The following is a 17414-nucleotide window of genomic DNA, read 5'->3' as shown; positions in this document are numbered from 1 at the left end:
GGGCCATCAACAGGCACAATACCGCAGCTTCGAGCACCGGAAAATGTACTTCCTGCACGGTAGGGCGCGAATCCCCACGAGGCCACTGCCCATAAATCAGGTAGTACCAGTAGCCAAAAGCGGCGCACACCAAGACGTATGCAGTTGATACCGAAGCACACCGCAACAGCCATCGTGCCAGTGGGGAAGCAGTTGACGTCGGATGCATAGGGATTGAACGTGTTTACTTATCGGTCGAAAACGGCGCGACATTTATAAAATTGCTCCTTTCACCAAACGGGGCAGGTTTACCTTCGGACCCTTTAGATGAACGCCGCGGCGGAGGTCGGGGCCGTTAAAATTTAACGTCAAATCGGCCGTTGGTCACGCGCAACGTGTCACAGCCGCCAGGCTCGTACAGGGTGAAGGCAAACCGGCCAGCCGCGATGCGGGCCAATCCATCGAACTTCAGCAATTCCACTTTGCCCGTTTTGATGTAGTTCCCTTCGTAAACGCAGGGTTTGCTACCGGCTACCGCATTGGCCGCAAACTGGTTGAGACTGGGTGCTAACGGCTGCTTGAACGGAACCAAATCAAACAGTTGCCCGCTTTCTAATTTTCCATTCAATAGCAAGCCGATGGAGACCAACTCTTTTCCGAACACGGCCCCGGCATTGGCACCCCCACTGATGCCCAGTGCACGGGCGCCTTGCCAGTCCCCCCGGCACTTAATGGGCGAAATCGTCGCATAAGCGTTGCCATTGACCAAGCACCCAAAGGTGTTGGCCCCGGTCTGCGTTTCGGCAGGGAGCACGCTGAGTGGGTCTTTCGGGGGCAGCGGCGTGGGGTTGTCCAGCTTGCATTTGCTGCATTGCGTCAACGACAATAAAGACAGGTAAAGCAGGAGTTTGCCAAGCATAGTGGAAGGTAGCGCCGCAGGTGCTTTCATTTATTGGCTCGTAATTCTGAACCAAGCGCGTTCACCCGAGTACTGTTTTCCTGAACACAAAAAAGCGACAGTACGTAGCATCCTACTTAAAGTGCCACCGGAAGGACTTCAGCATTTAGTCGGCCTCAAAGGTTAAATCGGCAAAGTCTGGGGAATTGGTTTCTTGGTAACGCAACCGCAAGCTCGACGGCGATAGCTCACGGACGGTCAGTGTGCTGGCCAGCAAATAGGGCAAATAGGGGACAGCCCCGGTCAATTGCGTTTCTCCCGCCGCCCACTGCCATTGCCCCGTCTGTTGCTGTGGGTCGGTCGCGGCGCAGCGGCTTGCCCCCTCGTCGGTAACGAGCCGGTGGTCGGTGTAAAACTGGAGGCGGTTGTCGCGGCTACAGGAAGGAATGTCTGCGTAACGGTCCGTCGTTCGCCCCCCTGTTGTGGTCGTTAGGGCGACCACGTGCCACGGGTGCGCCGTCAGCAAGGCGGTGGGCGTCGAAGGGGTCGGGCCGGTATGTTTACAGGCGCCTAGGGCGAACAGCAATAACAAAAACAGGGCAGGTGACCGCATCAGGGCAAGGAAAGGTTTAAGAACGCATCGACCGGCAAGATAGGGGCGACGACTTGCACCAAACAAGCTGTCAAACACGGGCGGCAAACCAGAGCGGAATTGATGACTCAAACGCTCGTAATTCTGAACAAAGTGCGTTTAAGCCACTACCCTTTCAGTAAACCGATGTTACCAATGGAATGAGCTATATAGTACACTCGTTAGTCCGTTCCGCTCGTCCTTACAATAGCTGTCAATGAAAGTTGTGCAACAGGCAAATGGGGTTTCTTTGGTCGTATCAGTCCTATACGTCGGTGCTGGGACCTTGCAGTTGTTGGCTTCTAACGGAGGCGATGGGATTTTTCGCCTAGGCGGGGCATTAGATGATTTTTTGGGGCCAGGTTACTTTTTAGGGTTTGCACTGGGATACGGGGGTGGAACATTTTGGGCCATGGCAGGGCAGGCCGTGATGTTGCTCGTGGTCTATGGAATTGCATTAAGCATTTTCCTGCCAATTTTTAAGCTTATTGAAAAAGGAAGTAGCTCATCCAAAGACACCTAATTTACCGTCTCCCAAACGCTCCTATTTTTGAACGTAGCGCGTCTACCTTGCCACCGTTCAAGTAAACTTATCATTTGCTACTTGCTTACCCCGGCTGCCAACAATCCTTTCCCATGTCAGATAAAGTCAGTGGCTTGCCGCCCATCAAAACGCGCCAGGAGTTTTTGGCCTTTCTGGAAGTACTTCGAAAAGACTTACGCGAGGGCGGCACCCAGTGGGAAAACGGTACCCTTGCTGATTATCTGGAAGCGATTCAAGCGTGGACGGCTGACATGGATGGCTATTACGCCAATACAGGCCAGCCGACGCCAGAAAACGTGCAATGGCAAGTTTTTGCAGATATTCTGCGAGCCGCACGAGTGTATGAATAACCACTCGTTTTAGCAAACCACTAAACTAGACAGCTCACAAGTTCTGCAAAGGCTTTTGAAAGAACTTTCGTGACGTTGTCGAGTTTAAGAAACTCGTCTACTAATCAAAGTTTACGAAATGCCGTTAAGAGATGAGTTTCTTAAACTCCTCCGCATGAAAATTGGCTACGCCCGTGTCTCGACCCGCGACCAGAATTTAGCACTGCAGCTCGATGCCTTGACCCAGGCCGGCTGCGAGCTTATCTACCAAGAGAAAGCCTCCGGCGCCCTGGCAGCCCGGGTCGAACTCGACAAGCTCCTCGTGCAGGTGCGCACGGGCGACACGGTCTTTATCTACAAGCTCGACCGGCTGGGTCGTTCGCTCAAACACCTGCTCGACCTAGTTGCCGACCTGCAGCGCCGGGACATCGGCTTGATTTCGCTGACCGACGCCATCAACACCCACTCGGCCCAAGGGCGGCTCGTGCTCAACCTGTTTGCCTCGCTCGCCGAGTTCGAGCGCGAACTCATCCGCGAGCGCACCCTGGCCGGGTTGGCCGCCGCCCGGGCCCGGGGCCGCGTCGGCGGGCGCAAACCCGGCCTCTCGGCCGAAGCCCAGCGCACAGCCCGCGCCGCCGAGTTGCTCTACAAAGCCCGGGAGCTGAGCGTCGATGACATGGCCCGGAGTCTGCGCATCTGCAAGGCCACCTTTTACAAGTACCTGCACCACCGCGGCGTGGCCCTGCACGCCCAGCCCTTGCCCAGTCCCGTGGCGCCTGTGTGAGCCGCCCGGGCTGCGGCGATTAGGGCCACTATTCTCCGCATCGTAGGCGGAGAATAGCGGCCGTGCTGGGCAGACGCGCCGCGGCGGAACTTCGCCCGTACCTTTGGGCTTCTACTGGGAGCATTCTCCCCTTTTGCCATGAAACTCCGCGACCGCTTCCGTCAGCTGCAGGACCCCGCCGTGGTCAAGGCCATGGTCGTGCGCTCGGTTTATGCCTCGATGGCGCTGGAGAACCAGACCGTTTCGCTGGACCGCTTGGACGCGCTCTACGAGCAGATGGGCCCTACGCCTCCAGCGGGCGCAGCTGGGCGCTAATGAGCGCCTGCAACGGACCCGGGTCGTAGGCATCCGCGTGGCGGATGGCATGTAAATATTCGGTCCGCCCGGTGCCGTTCTCGCGGTGGTACAAGACGACGTCCTGGTAGCCGTAATTGTAGGCCAGCAGGTTGGTGAACAAGCGCGCGGTCCGGCCGTTGCCATTGGCGTAGGGGTGAATGGCCACCAGCCGGTGGTGCGCGTAGGCCAACAAGGCCGCTACCTGCTCGGCCGTGGGCACCTCCGGCAGCAGGGCCTGCCGGTGGCGCAGCTCGTCGATGAATTCGTAGAGCAGCTGCGGCACGCGGTGGGCCGGGGGCGGCAGGTACGCGCCCACGTTGGGCACTTGCGTGCGCCAGTGCCCGGCCCAGTCGTACACGTGGCCAAAGGCGCGCCGGTGCAGGTCCTGCAAGAGCCCGACCGATGGTTCGACCGGGTAGTCGAACTCTTCGAGCAGGTAGCGTTCGACCCGGGCCACGCCCAGCGCTTCCTGTTCGTTTAAGGCCGCCTTGTCGGTCAAGCCGAGCAAATTGTCTTCCGGTGCGTCGGTGTAATGCCCCATGCGCCAAAGGTAACCGGTTCACCTAAGCCAAGAGACGCTTAGTTTACTGCGAAGCGGCCAGTTGATAGAAAGCCTTGCGTACCCGCACCAACAAGTGTTCGGACTGCTCCTTGTTGGGGGCATCCGGTAACGCAGAGGCCGCAAAGGCCGCCTCTACCCGCGTAACCAATTCCTCCGCTTTGGCCACCAGTTCCTCGTACTCAAACTCCCCGCGGCGGATTTGCAGCAGGTACTCCCGGTTGGGCCGGCGCACGTGCAGCTGACCGGTTTCAGCAATTTCCAGCGCCATTTGCAGGAGCCGGAACACGTGCAGCATGTTCTTGGCGTCGTAGTTCTTGCCGTGCTGCACGGTGTTGGCGTACCGCTCGCCGCTGCGCTTCTCCACCCACTCCCAGTATTCGCGGAACACGCGGCAGTAGGTGCTGTAGCCGTTGCGGTTGAAGGAGAGGTAGGCCACCGGTGCCTCGCCCTTGGGCACGGCCGAAAGCAGCACGTCCTGCGACGTGTCCGAGTCGCGTACCAGCCCGCGGTAGCCGTGGGCGCGTTCGGGCGTGGTGTCTACGAACAGGGCGTACAAATCCACCAGGTGGGGTACGTTGACCAGGCCGCACTGCGCCGCAGCCACATTTTTCCGGTCCAGCCAGGTAGCCACAGGCTGCGCTCCGGCGCCGGCAGTCACGTAGCAAAAATCCAGCACCGACTTGCGGGCCGGCGGCTCGGGGTGGTTGATTTTCTTATTCAACCCCTTGGCCTTGCGGATTTGCGCCACCGCGTACTCGGCAAAGCTTTGGCGGCAGAGCTTGGAGAGGAAGTCCCCGGCCTGAAAATGCGCAAACAGCGGGTGTTGGTACACCACGCAGTCGGCCGGCGTGCCCAGTAGCTCCAGCACCGTGGGGTTGTTCTTCAACAGCAGCTCGACGAAGCGGCGCAGCTCGTAAAACACCTCGTCGTTGGTCTCGTTGGCCACCTGCGGCACGTAGTCCAACCCCAAAAACTGGTGTTCCGGCAATACAAACACGCCTTTGAGGTCGGTATCCGAATGCGGCAGGTTGGTGCCGTAGGCCCGGCTGCCGCTCACGGCTTCGAAGAGTATCAGGTGCTGCTCGCGCAGGTCGGCAATGGTCATAAGCGAATGTAGCGCGGACTTTAAGTCCGCGTCCCGCTACACTACCCAGCACCGTTGGTCCGCCGGGCGTTAAACACTACCCCGAGCCAGCAAACCCAGTGGCCACGCTACCTCGGGAAAGCCACGTGCAGCCATGTCCGAAACAGGGCATCCAGCTCGCTTGCCGTGCTGCCGGCCCGGATAACTGGCAACGACTCCCGCGCCACCTGACCCGCCACCAGCTCGTCCCGCAGAAACGCCGTTAACTCTTCCGGCCGGGTCACCATCGTTTTTTCGTTCGCCCCGGCCTTGCGCTGCAACAGCTCGTCCACTTTGGCCTCCAAGGGCGGAGGCAACAGCATCCGCAGCGGGGCAAACTCCATTGGGGGCACCGTCTGCCGCTCCCGAATCCAGCGCGCGGCCAGTGCCGAGCGCAGGGCGTAGAACAGTCGCTTCAAGCGCACGTCCTCACCCACCAAGTCCTCCTCTACGCCGCGCCGCAGCTGCCCCAAATAGTGGTGCAGCCCGGCTTTGAGATTGAATGTGGCCGGCAGCAGTGGTGCTAGCTGCGCTCGGAAATGCAGCGCCTCGTGGTACACCACCGGCGACTGCAACCACTCGAACAGCGCCGCATTCGACCCGCGCAGTAACCGCAGGGCCTTGCGCAGTTCCCAGCCGGCCAAGTCCAATTCGGCGTCCACCGGAAAGTCCAGCGTGTCGCGCCCCTCGTCCAGCGTCAGGTACCAGTCCGCGGGGTGGCAGTAGATGAACCGCACGTCGTAGTCCGAATCCGGCGAAGGGAACCCCCAGGCCCGGCTGCCCGACTCGCAGGCGTAGAGAATGCGGATGCCGTGGGTGGCTTCGAGGGCAACGAGCGCGGCGGAGATGCGGGCAACCATAGAACGAGGACGGATTTTACGTTGATGTGCTACAAGCGTGGGTCCACGGCTTCGCTCTCCAGCGCCAGCACTCCGAACACGCACTGGTGCACCTTGCGCAGCGGCTGCCCGGCCACGAACCGCTCCAAGCCTTCCACCCCCAACGCGAATTCCCGCAGGGCCAGGTTGCGCTTGGTCTTCACGTTGCGCTGCTTGAGCCGTTCGAGGTTGCCCGGTAGCAAGTAGTCGGGGCCGTAGATGATGCGCAGGTACTCGCGCCCCCGGCACTTGAGCGCCGGCTGCAGCAGCCCCTTGCGGGTGGTGCTCACAAAGTCGTAAGGCTTCACGACCATGCCCTCGCCGCCGGCCGCCGTTAGCTCGGTCCACCACTGGATGGTGGCTTCTACCTCGGCCGGGTCGGCCAAGGGCACCACCCGGTAGGGCGTGGCCCGGAGCAGGCCGGGGTCGGCCAGGGCAAGCGTGCGCAGCGTTTCCATGTGCCAGGCGTGGTCGCGGTCGAAATACGTCTTGCCTTCTGTGGCCAGCAGGTGGAAAGGCGCCAGCTTCAGGTCGTCCAAGGAGTGCACCGGCCAGCAGTAGTGGCGGTAGGCGTCGGCGTAGTGGCCCGCGGCCTCGCGGCGCGCCACCGTGCGGGCCAGCAGGGCCTCCGCCCCGTCCAGGTCGCGGGCGGCCGCTTCCGTGAGCACCGCTTCTACTTGGGGCAGCGCGGCGCCCGCGGCCGCCGCCACGGCGGCGTACTGGTTTTTCACCAGCTCCTGCGCCTTGGCCGACCAGGGCAGCAGTTCGGCATCCAAGCACACCCAATCCGTCCCGAATTTCTCCCAAAAGCCGGCCGTGGTCAGCGCATCGCGCAGCCGGGCCAGAAACGCGGTTTCCAGTTCCGGGTCGGTGAAGAAGTTGCGGCCGGTGCGGGTGTAGCACTTGCCGATGCCTTCGCCCACCAGCCCGAGCCGCCGGCGGATGGCTTCCTCGTCCCGGCCCAGTACCACCACCACGCGGCTGCCCATGTGCTTTTCCTCGCACACCACTCGCTCCACGCCCAGTTGCTGGTAGTAGGCCAGGGCTTCGGCCGGGTGCTCCAGCAGGTCGAGCAGCTCCGAGGTTTCGGTGGGCGACATGGTGGGGGGAAGGTACAGCAGCCACTTGGGGTGCAGGGCAAAGCGCGACATCACCTCCAGAGCGGCCACGGCGTTCTCCTCGCGAATGGTCACCCCGCGCATGAGGCGGGTTTCGATGAACTGCTTGCCCGTCACGTCGCGGATGTCGAGCAGGTCGTCGTCCTGCTGCTGCATGGTCAGCTCGCCTTCGCCGGCAGTGCCCTCCGCCAGCAGCGCGGCGGCCCGGTAGTTGAGCGGGCGCGCCGGTTCGCAGTATACCCGCGCCGCGGGCACCGTCACCAGCTCCCGTTCGGGGTAGCGCAGCGCCGTGAGCCGCCCGCCAAACACGCAGCCGGTGTCGAGGTCGATGGTGTTATTGAGCCACTCCGGGTCCGGCACGGGCGTATGGCCGAACGCGACCATCGCCCGGCCCCGGTATTCACGGGCCCACTCGTAGCGCACGGGCAGGCCGAACTCGTCAATCTCGCCGGTGCTCTCACCAAATAGCGCAAAGGCCCGCACCGCCCCCGAGCCGCGGCCCTGCATCTCCTCGGTCAGGCCCGCGTGGGCCACCACCAGCTTGCCGCCATCGAGCACGTAGTGGCTCACCAGCCCGTCGAGGAACTGCCGCACCTGCCCGCCAAACGCGGCCGGCTCCAATTCCATTTGCGCGAGTGTTTCGCCCAGCCCGTGGTTCACGGTCACTTTCTTGCCGTTGAGGTGGCGCAGCAGCTTGATGTCGTGGTTGCCGGGCACGCAGAGCGCGCTGCCGTCTTTGACCATACTCATCACCAGGCGCAGCACCTGCGGCGAGGCGGGCCCGCGGTCCACCAAATCGCCCAAGAACACGGCCCGCCGCCCTTCGGGAGGCGTTACCCGCACCCCCAGGTCCCGGTCGTCCGCCACGGGCTCGGCTTCCACGCGGTAGTCCAATTGTCCGAGCAGCGTCAGCAGCTCGTCGTAGCAGCCGTGCACGTCGCCGATGATGTCGAACGGCCCGGTTTCTTCCTTGCGGTTGTTATAGAGCAGGTCGCGCACGATGCTCTGCACCCCGTCGATTTCCTCCACGCCGCGCAGGTGGTGAATGTGCCGAAACCCTTCCTGCTTGAGGTTGCGCAGGCTTTTGCGCAGCTCCTGGCGGTGCCGGGCCACCACGTGCGGCCCCATGTGCTTGCGGTCGGGCCGCAGCGCGTTGCGCTCGTGGGCCACGCCTTCGGGCACGTCGAGCACAATAGCCACGGGTAGCACGTGGTACTGCCGGGCCAGGGCCACCAGCGGCTTTCGCCCTTCGGCCTGCACGTTGGTGGCGTCGACCACCGTGAGCAGCCCGCGCTTCAGGCGCTTGGCCACCAAGAAGTGCAGCAACTCAAAAGCGTCTTTGCTAGCCGATTGGTCGTTTTCGTCGTCGGCTACTAGTCCCCGGCAGGCATCCGACGACACGATTTCTGTGGGCTTGAACAAGCGCCGGGCAAACGTGGACTTGCCCGCACCCGTGCTGCCGATGAGAAGAATGAGGGAGAGTTCGGGGAGCTTGAGGGTATCGTGGGGCATTGGGAAAGCGGTGCAGGCAGATTAAATAATAAAACGTCTCCTCGCTGTTTTAGCGCACGGGCCGGGAGTGGTTTTTCAGCACCTTTGGTGCGTTAAAACCCACCCGTTGGGAGGCAGTGAATAAAAGGGCGTGGGGCCCCGGCAAGAACTAGCTAAGTGGCCCAAACACGGCCATCTGCGACGGTGGCCCCATGTTCTCCACTTCCTCGCCCATCGCTACTACCCGCACCCGGTACCCGTGCCGTTCCGCTACGCCCGCGGCCCAGGTGGCAAACTCGGCGCGGGTCCATTCGAAGCGGTGGTCGTCGTGGCGGAAGTCGCCGGCGTTAAGTTTGTTAAACAGTTGGTTGTAGTCCGCGTTGGGCGTGGTTACAAAGACGTGCGCCGGCCGGGCCTGCCCGAACACCACGGCCTCGAGTGCCGCCAGCCGGTTTTCGTCGAGGTGCTCGATTACTTCCACCAATGCCGCGGCATCAAACCCGCTTAACCGGTCGTCTTTGTACAGCAGCGACCCCTGAACCAGCTCGATACGGGCGCGTTGGCGCGGGGGCATCTCGTCCAGGTGCAGCCGTTGCGCCGCTCGGCTCAGGGCCTGATGGGACACGTCCATGCCCCGGATGAATTCAATCTTGTGTTGGCGCAACAGCAAGCGCAAGAGCTTGCCCTCGCCGCAGCCCAGGTCCAGCACGCGCGTTGGCCCGAGCTGGTAGATTTCGTGGGCTACCTGCTGCAGCCGTTGGTCGTGCAGCGACAGCTTCGGCTCGGCGCTTTCCACCGCCGCCGACGGGTCCGCAGCTGGCGTCACGTCTTTATTGGTTTCCTCGGCTGCCACCGCTTCCAGTGGGGCTTCTTCCACTTCGTCGCCTTCCATCAGCCGCAGCAGCGTGGGGTTCACGATGCCGGCCAGGTAGCGCAGGTACCGCCGCGTAATAAAGCCCCGCTCGGGGTGTTGCGGCAACCAGTCGCCCCCGCGGTGCAGCAGCTTCTCCGCCTCGTTCTCGCCGATGTAGTAATGCTTGTCGTTGTCGAGCACCGGCAGCAGCACGTAGAGGTGGGTGAGCACGTCCTGCAGGCGCAGGCCCTCGTGGCGCAGGTGCAGGGTGTAGTAGCGGCTGTCGCCCCATTCCGGTACCGTGGGGTCGAGCGGCGTGGTTTCAATGTCCACCTCGTAGCCCAAGGGCTCGAACAGGCGGCGCGGCCAGTCCGGGCCGGGCGCGGAGACCACGGCCACCTTCACTTCCAGCGGCAGGGCCTGGGCGGGCAGGTTCGGCCGGTCCTTGCACGTGCCGTTCATGGCCGTGCCGAATGCCTTGCTCAGCGCCGCGCTCAGGAAGGACGAGGCCACGTAGGGCCGGTCGTTCACGTATTGCTCCAGCGCAAATCCTTCGCCGGACGCGCCGCCCCGGCCGCGCACCAGGCCCACGGGGTCGAGGTCGAGCAGCAGGGCCGCGGTGCAGCGCTCCGCCGTAGCTTCGGGGTAAAAGACGTGGGCCTGGCCGCCGGCTACCTCCACGCTTTGCAGGCGGGCCGGGTTCTTGTGCAGCAGGTACCCGAGGTCGGTCGCGGGGTAAAATGTGGTAGTAAGGGTCAGGAGCATAGTGCAGCGATAATCAGACGCGAAGCCGAAAGTAACGCCGTCGAGGGTATTTGGGACCAGAAGCACGACTGATACACTGCCCTTTTTCAGTCAGCTGCGGAGTTTACAAAACTCATCCCCTCGGCGCGTTTCGTAAACGTTGAATCGTAGACGAGTTTCTTAAACTAGGAAACGGCATAAGCGCCCTCCTCTCGCTCCCTAGCGGAACATTGCATCTGCCAGCCTAGTGGTTTGCTAAAACGAGCCAAATACTGAACTGCGCAAGCCGCGAGAGGACTTAACAAGGGTTACATAAATTGACTGTCGGTGCCGTTCACGCTGCGGGTTGCCATTTAGTGCGGAGCGGCGTTAAGACGAGTCGCCGCGATTTCCTGTGGCCAGAGTACGGCATACAGGATGTCGTGCACGGGGGTCGGCACCCGGTGCGTCTGGCCCAGTCGAACCACCGCCCCGGTCTGGGCTTGCAGCTCCGAGGGCCGTCCGGCCAGCAGGTCGCGCTGCATGGAGGTCGTTCCCGCGACCGGTGTTTGCTCGTAGCGTTTCCAGACTCCGTCGACTGCATCGGCCGGAAGGGCCACGCCGCCCGCCCGGGCCAGGGCGGCTAATTCGATGACGCACGCGCGCAGCAGCGCCCGGCTTTCAGGCACGGCCAACAACTCGCCCATCGGCACGCGAGCCGCGGCCCCCACCGTGCCGAACGGGGCCACAAAGAGAAATTTCTCCCAGAGCGCCACCCGTAAATCCGCCGGCTCTTCCACCCCAATGCCCGCCCGCCGAAACGCGTGTCGCAAGGGACCCAAGGCCATGGGCAGGCGGGCGTCCAACGCGCCAAAAGCCAAAGCGGGTGCCACGCCGCTGTGGCGAAACGCCCCGGGCCCGACTTGCTGCACAATGATGCGGCACAGGCCCAGCAGCACCCGCTGCGGCCCGAGGGCGGCGGCCAGGTGTTCCGCGGCCTCCACCCCGTTTTGCAACGGCAGCACCACTGTGTGGGGCCCCAACAACGGCCGCAGCAGCGGGGCAATCCCGGCGACCTGGCCCGCCTTCACGCCCACCAATACGACGTCCACGGGGCCTGCCAGCGCGGGGTCATCCGTGGCCCGCACCGTCGGCAGGTGAAAGTCGCCGGCGATGCTGGCCACGCGCAGCCCGTGGGCACGTAAGGCCAGCAGGTTCTCCCCGCGGGCAATAAACGTCACGTCCTCGCCTGCCTCGGCGAGCCGCCCGCCGAAGTAGGCCCCCACCGCGCCCGTACCAAATACTGCTACCCGCATCTTATCAAACTCAAATAAAAAAAGGGCCTTTATCACCGCCTCCACAGCACAAACCTACAGACTTCCGGTTCATAGAAACATCATTTGTAGTCTACAAAAACGGTTGAAACGGCAAAGGCGCGCTGTTGAGTTGAAGGAGAAAAATTCGTTTGCGTGCTACCTTACCCTAAGTCCTCTTCGTTGACGTCAAGAAAATGGAACTTCACACCACCCACCTGCTACTGCGGGAGTTATCGCCGGCTGACCTAGCGGCGGTGCACCGCCTGCATTCCTTGCCCGAAGTTGATGAATTCAACACTCTGGGCATTCCCGAGACAGTGGCAGCAACTGAGCACTTATTGACTGGCTGGCTGGCGCAACGGGAAGCAACCCCGCGAATCGCCTATGTTTTGGCCGTGCAAAGGACCAAAGACCATGAATTTGTCGGGTTGATTGCGTTGAACCTCGGCAAGGCAACCTTTAAGAATGCGGAAGTCTGGTACAAGTTGTTGCCCACGTATTGGGGACAGGGACTGACAACCGAAGCGCTAACGGCGCTGCTCAACTTTGGATTTGACCGCCTGCAGCTGCACCGCATCGAGGCCGGGTGTGCGGTCGAAAACCTAGCCTCGGTGCGCGTGCTGGAAAAGGCCGGCATGACTCGGGAAGGCCGCAAAAGGCAAGTCCTGCCTATTCGAGGTGCTTGGGTAGACAATTACTTCTTTGCCATCCTAAAAACCGATGGCGTACCCGTTTGAGAAGGCCGATGTTGGTAGAGACGTTTCAAAAGCGAGCAATTAAGAAACGACCTACTGCCTAGGAAAGCACCTTCTTTAGGCTCATTAAAACGGTACTGGCTGTTGCAGAACTCTTCAAGTTCACGCAATGCCGAGCAACCAGCAAGGTTCAGGCTTGAAAACGAGGCTCTACGGGCTTGTTTAAGGAGTTGCTGCCCCAGGAGAACGGCGGAAAACGTTCGCTCCACGAGTTCTGCAACAGCCACGGTCGGAATGGCAAAAGGAGGGTATAAAGAAAGGAGCCGCTGGGCAGTACCTTTCGTGAGCTAAAAATTCATTGCCCCATCCGCCGTCAATCCCCTTTCATGAATCGCAGACAGTTTGTGCAACGCACGGCCCTCGGCATCGGCGCCGCGTCGGTCGTCAACCACCCCTTGTTCGCCCGCCTACTGGCGGACGAACCGTACAAAATGAAAACCGTCCGGGATGGCGTGGGCGTGTTCACCGAAAAAGGCGGCACCATCGCCTACCTGCCCACCAAAGAGGGCTGGGTCGTGGTCGATGCGCAATTTCCCGCGCAGGCGCAGCACCTGGTCGACGCCCTGAAGAAAACGCGCGACCAACCCTTCCACCTCCTGCTCAACACGCACCACCACGGCGACCACTCCGCCGGCAACATCGCCTTCAAAGGCCTGGTGGGTCACGTCGTGGCCCACGAAAATTCGCTGAAAAACCAGCGAACGGTGGCCGAAAAAGCGAAAACCGAAGACCAGCAATTGTACCCGGACGTGACGTTTACCGCGGGCTGGAAGCAAAAAGTGGGGGCCGAACGCCTGCGGGCCTATCATTTTGGGCCGGGCCACACCAACGGCGACGTCGTCGTTCACTTTGAGCACGCCAACGTGGCCCATATGGGCGACTTGGTGTTCAACCGCCGCTACCCCTTCGTGGACCGGGGTGCCGGTGCCAACGTGCAAAGCTGGATAGCCGGGCTGGACCAAACGCTGAAAACGTTTGACAACAACACTATTTTTGTGTTTGGCCACGCGTTCGACCCCGAAAAAATCACGGGCACGAAGGAAGACATCAAAGCCTTTCAGGATTACCTCGAGAAACTGCTGGAGTTTGTGGGCAGCGAAATAAAGGCTGGCAAATCCAAAGAAGAAGTGGTAAAGGCCACGGCCGTGCCGGGCGTAACCGAGTGGCAGGGCGACGGCATTGCCCGGAGCCTGCAGGCGGCCTACGAAGAACTGAGCGGTGCAAATTAACCAACGTTTTCTCTCAGCGGTCCTACAACCGATGCCTCACCCACTCCAGCAGGCGCTCGAACCAAGTAGGTCGTCAGCAGGAAAGAGCGAGGCGATGTGCGTTGAGGGAAGCTAGCCAAGGTAATACTTGCTGGAAGAGGGCGGAAATCTATGGTGCTGATGTTACTCCAGGGATTAAAAAGGCGTGAATTGTTGAAGCCAAAGCACTAGACACGAGTGGGAAATCATATCTAAAGCTGGCTAGTTGACCATGCTGCTGGCAATCCTGCTTTTGCGTGGAGGCATTCTCAAAAGTGTCAAGAACAGCTATAATACCTAGATGGCGTCGACAATTTTAACGCTGCACTGAATGGACAGGTCCGTATGAAACAAAGTACAAGTTCAAAAGCCATGAACCTAGCTTGATTCAGGGTCTGAAACAATCGCTGATGTGAACGCTTGTTTGTCATAATCAATAGCTTTTCTACATAAAATTGCCGGATTTCACGGCTTGAAATCCGGACAACATCTGCTGCTTTCCGCTACCAAATCCCCCGGGCCTGGGTGAGTGCCCTGCCCGCATGAGCGCCAAGAAACCCGCTTCGACCACCCCGAATTGGCAGCGCATCGCACGCCAGCAAGCTGCTGAAATCGCGGCCCTGCGCGCAATCGTAGCTGCACAGCCTGCGGCGGATACTGGTGCCCCTGATAACCTATTCGAGCAGTTTCTGGCACGCGAGCAGCGTACCGCGGCGCTGCTCTCCGACGCCGACGGCCGCATTACGTGGGCCACCCCTGCCTTTACGGCACTATGTGGGCTGCCGCTGCCCGAAGTGCTGGGCGGTGATGCGGCCAGTCTATTGCGCCCGCGCCTGCACGATGCTGCCACGCTGGCTTACATCGACGATGCCGCGCGCCAGCAGCGCTCGTACCAGTACGAAGTGCCCAACCCGCGTCCCGACGGCCCCACGGGTTGGCTGCGGGTAAAGGTGCAGTATATACCCGACGAAGGCACCGGGGTGGTACGCCGGGTGGCGCAGTTGGAAGACATCACGGACTGGCGCAACGCCCAGGTGCAGCTGCGGGAAAGTGAGACCCGGTTCAGAGCCCTGACCGAAAACGTCCCGGGTGTCGTCTACGAGCTACGCCAACGGGCCGACGCCACGGTGGGATTTGCCTACGTGAGCCCTAAAATTGCGGAGCTCTTCGGCATTGCCGTCACGGAAGCCAATGCGCTAATGGGCTTTGTGCACCCCGACGACCAGGCTCCTCTGCGGCGCAGCCTGGGTCAGGCCGTGCGCATGGGCACCCCGTGGGCTTTCGCCGGCCGGTTGCTAGTGCCCGGCCAACCCCTGCGCTGGTTCCAGACCAACGCCGTCATCACGGGCCGCGACGCGGCCAGCGTGCAGTTAAGCGGGTTGTTGCAGGACATTACTCCAATAAAAGCAGCCGAGCAAGCCGTGCAGGAAAGCGAGGCACGCTGGCGCCAAGCCGTGGAAGGGCTGGGCTACGGTCTCTGGGATGTATGCCTGACCACGCAGCAGGTGGTGTTTTCGCCTCAGTACAAGGCCATCCTTGGCTACGGTGATGCCGACTTTCCCAACGCGGCCGGAACCTGGATGCAGCAGGTGCATCCCGACGACCGGGCCCGGGCCGAGGAGGCATTTTTGGCGCACTTGAGGGGCGACACCACTGAGTACGCTAACGAGCACCGCCTGCGCTGTCGCGATGGGTCGTACAAGTGGGTGCTGTCGCGCGGGCTGGTCACCCAGCGCGATGCTGCGGGCCGGCCGCAGGCCATCACCGGCACGCAATTGGACCTTTCCCAATTGAAGGAGGCGCGCGAAGTGTTGGAGGCCTCAGCCCTTCAGCTGGCCGCGGTGGTAGCCAATTTTCAGGACGGCATCGTGCTCGAAGACGTGAACCGCCGCATTGTGCGGGCCAACGACGCCTTTTGCCGCTTGCTGCGCCTGCCCACCGCCGCCCCGCAACTCGCGGGCATGGATGGGGCCCGCTTAGCCGAGGGCCTGCAGCGGGCCTTCCGGCGCCCTGCCAAGTACGCCCAGCGCCTGCGCGAACTAGTGGCGGCCAGCCAGCCCGCGGCTGGCGACCACTTGGTGCTCACCAACGGGCAGGTGCTGCAGCGCGACTACGTACCCTTGGTGGTGCAGGGCCGCTGCATCGGCCACTTATGGCGCTATGAGGATATCACGCTGCGCGTGCGCACGGCCGTGGAGCTGCAACGGCGCGAAGAGAAGTACCGTGGCATCCTCGACAACATGGAGCTAGGCATGGTAGAAGTAGGCTTGGATAACCGGGTGCTGTACGCCAACCAAAGCATTGAACGCATCACCGGCTTCACGCCTGCCGAGCTGCTGGGCCAAGAATTTCTCCCGCTCATTCTGCGGGGCGAGAGTCTACAGATGGTGCTCGACAAGCAGGTGTTGCGCCTACAGGGTTTCGCCGACTCGTACGAATTGGCCATCACTACCAAGGCGGGCACCGTGAAGTGGGTGCTCGTGAGTGGGGCACCGCTCTACGACGACCACCGGCAGGTCGTGGGCATTGTCGGTATCTACTTAGACTTGACGCCCCAGAAGCATCTGGAAGAAAGCCTGCGCAAGGCCAAGGCTCAGGCCGAGGAGAGCGTGCGGGTAAAGCAGGAATTTCTGGCCAACATAAGCCACGAGATGCGCACGCCGCTCAACGCCATTTTGGGCATGGGCCAACTGCTGGCTAAAACCACCCGGCGCGAACCGCGCGCGGGCTACTTGCGGGCCGTGACGACCTCGGCCGATAACCTGCTCGTCATCATCAACGACGTGCTCGACCTGGCCAAAATCGAAGCCGGCCAGGTCACAGTGGAAGCCATTGGCTTCCGGCCCGCCGACCTGCTCACTCAAGTAGCCCAAACCCTGGCCTACAAGGCCGAGGACAAAGGTCTTGCCTTCGTGACGCGGGTGAACCCCCTGCTGCCAGCCGTGCTCATCGGTGACCCCTACCGCCTGGGCCAGATTCTGCTCAACCTGGCCAGCAACGCCGTCAAGTTTACCGAGCAGGGTTCGGTATTCGTCGCCTGCTCCTTGGTTACAGGCGCGGGCAATGAGGTGCTCGTGGAATTCGCGGTGCGCGACACGGGCGTGGGCATCGACCCGAAGTACCTGGCGCGGGTGTTCGACGACTTCAGTCAGGAAGACGCATCGGTGACCCGTCGGTTCGGCGGCACGGGCCTGGGACTGGGCATCAGCCGGCGACTGGTGGAGCTGCTCGGCGGCGAGCTGCATTTGACTAGCGAACTCGGCCAGGGCACCATCGGTCGCTTTTCGCTGCGCCTGCCCGTGGGCACTGCCGATGACTTACCGTCTCCCGACAGCCCGCCAGATTTGCCCCGCCTGCGCCGGGCCCTGCGCGGTAAGCGGGTGCTACTAGTGGAAGATAACTTGTTCAACCGCATTCTGGCCCGCACCATTCTAGCATTAGTTGACGTGGCTGTGACCGAAGCCGAAAACGGCCAATTGGCGGTGGACCTAGCCCGCGAGCAGTCGTTTGACCTCGTGCTCATGGACGTGCACATGCCCGTGATGGATGGCCTGGAAGCCGCCCGGTATTTGCGTCAGGAACTGGGCCTTGCCGTGCCCATCGTGGCCCTCACTGCTAATGTGGTGGACGGCGAGCAGGCCAAATGCCGGGCGGCCGGTATGGACGATTTTTTGAGCAAGCCCTTTCGGGAGGCGGCGCTGCTGAACGTCGTGTTTAACTGGGCTGGGCAGCCCCATGGTAACGTTGTGCCAGTTTCGGAAAGCCCCACAAATCAACGTTAGTGGGCTTTATCAGCGCACGGAGTAGCCGGTGGCATTCGCCAACTGGATTATCCCTGGCTGGCTAC

At 61.7% G+C, this 17414-nt stretch carries 15 protein-coding genes; 7 read left to right on the top strand and 8 right to left on the bottom strand.

Annotation, left to right across the window (positions count from 1 at the left end):
- Window positions 1-334 precede the first annotated feature (334 nt).
- Both ABIB44_RS19170 and ABIB44_RS19165 read right to left on the bottom strand, forming a co-directional pair.
- A complete protein-coding gene (locus tag ABIB44_RS19170) occupies window positions 335-898 on the bottom strand; it encodes a Riean_0653 family protein (RefSeq protein WP_354586292.1) in 564 nt (187 codons plus the stop codon).
- Between the two features lie 145 nt (window positions 899-1043).
- Window positions 1044-1490 carry a hypothetical protein gene (locus ABIB44_RS19165; RefSeq protein WP_354586291.1) on the bottom strand — a complete coding sequence of 149 codons (447 nt, stop codon included), beginning with the start codon at window positions 1488-1490 and terminating at the stop codon, window positions 1044-1046.
- Between the two features lie 235 nt (window positions 1491-1725).
- On the opposite strand from ABIB44_RS19165, the gene ABIB44_RS19160 reads away from it, so the two are divergent.
- The 4 genes from ABIB44_RS19160 (at window position 1726) to ABIB44_RS19145 (ending at window position 3480) form a co-directional block, all read left to right on the top strand.
- Window positions 1726-2031: a hypothetical protein gene (locus ABIB44_RS19160; protein WP_354586290.1), complete on the top strand. Its 306-nt coding sequence runs from the start codon at window positions 1726-1728 to the stop codon at window positions 2029-2031.
- A 113-nt stretch (window positions 2032-2144) separates the two neighbouring features.
- Window positions 2145-2402, top strand: a complete 258-nt coding sequence (locus ABIB44_RS19155) for a DUF7660 family protein (RefSeq protein WP_354586289.1) — start codon at window positions 2145-2147, stop codon at window positions 2400-2402.
- A gap of 154 nt (window positions 2403-2556) precedes the next feature.
- The gene (locus tag ABIB44_RS19150; RefSeq protein ID WP_502916505.1) at window positions 2557-3165 is read left to right on the top strand and encodes a recombinase family protein; all 609 of its coding nucleotides are present in this window, start codon (window positions 2557-2559) and stop codon (window positions 3163-3165) included.
- A 138-nt stretch (window positions 3166-3303) separates the two neighbouring features.
- Complete coding sequence (locus ABIB44_RS19145) at window positions 3304-3480, top strand: hypothetical protein (protein ID WP_354586288.1); 177 nt, start codon at window positions 3304-3306, stop codon at window positions 3478-3480.
- Here ABIB44_RS19145 and ABIB44_RS19140 read toward each other — a convergent pair.
- The 6 genes from ABIB44_RS19140 to ABIB44_RS19115 form a co-directional block, all read right to left on the bottom strand.
- Entirely contained in the window at window positions 3449-4042 is a 594-nt protein-coding gene (locus ABIB44_RS19140; RefSeq protein WP_354586287.1) for a Fic/DOC family protein, read from the bottom strand. The genes ABIB44_RS19145 and ABIB44_RS19140 overlap by 32 nt on opposite strands.
- A 43-nt stretch (window positions 4043-4085) precedes the next feature.
- Entirely contained in the window at window positions 4086-5168 is a 1083-nt protein-coding gene (locus ABIB44_RS19135) for a DNA polymerase beta superfamily protein (RefSeq protein WP_354586286.1), read from the bottom strand.
- A gap of 107 nt (window positions 5169-5275) precedes the next feature.
- Window positions 5276-6046, bottom strand: a complete 771-nt coding sequence (locus ABIB44_RS19130; RefSeq protein ID WP_354586285.1) for a nucleotidyltransferase domain-containing protein — start codon at window positions 6044-6046, stop codon at window positions 5276-5278.
- Between the two features lie 29 nt (window positions 6047-6075).
- Entirely contained in the window at window positions 6076-8694 is a 2619-nt protein-coding gene (locus ABIB44_RS19125) for a polynucleotide kinase-phosphatase (RefSeq protein ID WP_354586284.1), read from the bottom strand.
- A 148-nt stretch (window positions 8695-8842) separates the two neighbouring features.
- A complete protein-coding gene (locus ABIB44_RS19120) occupies window positions 8843-10291 on the bottom strand; it encodes a 3' terminal RNA ribose 2'-O-methyltransferase Hen1 (RefSeq protein WP_354586283.1) in 1449 nt (482 codons plus the stop codon).
- Window positions 10292-10623: 332 nt separating this feature from the next.
- Window positions 10624-11565: a 2-dehydropantoate 2-reductase gene (locus ABIB44_RS19115; protein WP_354586282.1), complete on the bottom strand. Its 942-nt coding sequence runs from the start codon at window positions 11563-11565 to the stop codon at window positions 10624-10626.
- Window positions 11566-11759: 194 nt separating this feature from the next.
- On the opposite strand from ABIB44_RS19115, the gene ABIB44_RS19110 reads away from it, so the two are divergent.
- The 3 genes from ABIB44_RS19110 to ABIB44_RS19100 all read left to right on the top strand — a co-directional run bounded on the left by ABIB44_RS19110 (window position 11760) and on the right by ABIB44_RS19100 (window position 17349).
- Entirely contained in the window at window positions 11760-12302 is a 543-nt protein-coding gene (locus tag ABIB44_RS19110; protein WP_354586281.1) for a GNAT family N-acetyltransferase, read from the top strand.
- A 344-nt stretch (window positions 12303-12646) separates the two neighbouring features.
- Window positions 12647-13549, top strand: coding sequence for an MBL fold metallo-hydrolase (locus ABIB44_RS19105; protein WP_354586280.1), 903 nt, complete (start codon window positions 12647-12649; stop codon window positions 13547-13549).
- A gap of 560 nt (window positions 13550-14109) precedes the next feature.
- Complete coding sequence (locus ABIB44_RS19100) at window positions 14110-17349, top strand: PAS domain S-box protein (protein WP_354586279.1); 3240 nt, start codon at window positions 14110-14112, stop codon at window positions 17347-17349.
- Window positions 17350-17414 lie beyond the last annotated feature (65 nt).

Origin of the sequence: Hymenobacter sp. UYCo722 (assembly GCF_040547115.1) — a bacterium.
Taxonomy (GTDB): domain Bacteria; phylum Bacteroidota; class Bacteroidia; order Cytophagales; family Hymenobacteraceae; genus Hymenobacter.
Note: the sequence above shows the minus strand (reverse complement) of the source record. Positions and strands in the feature narration are given on the sequence as shown.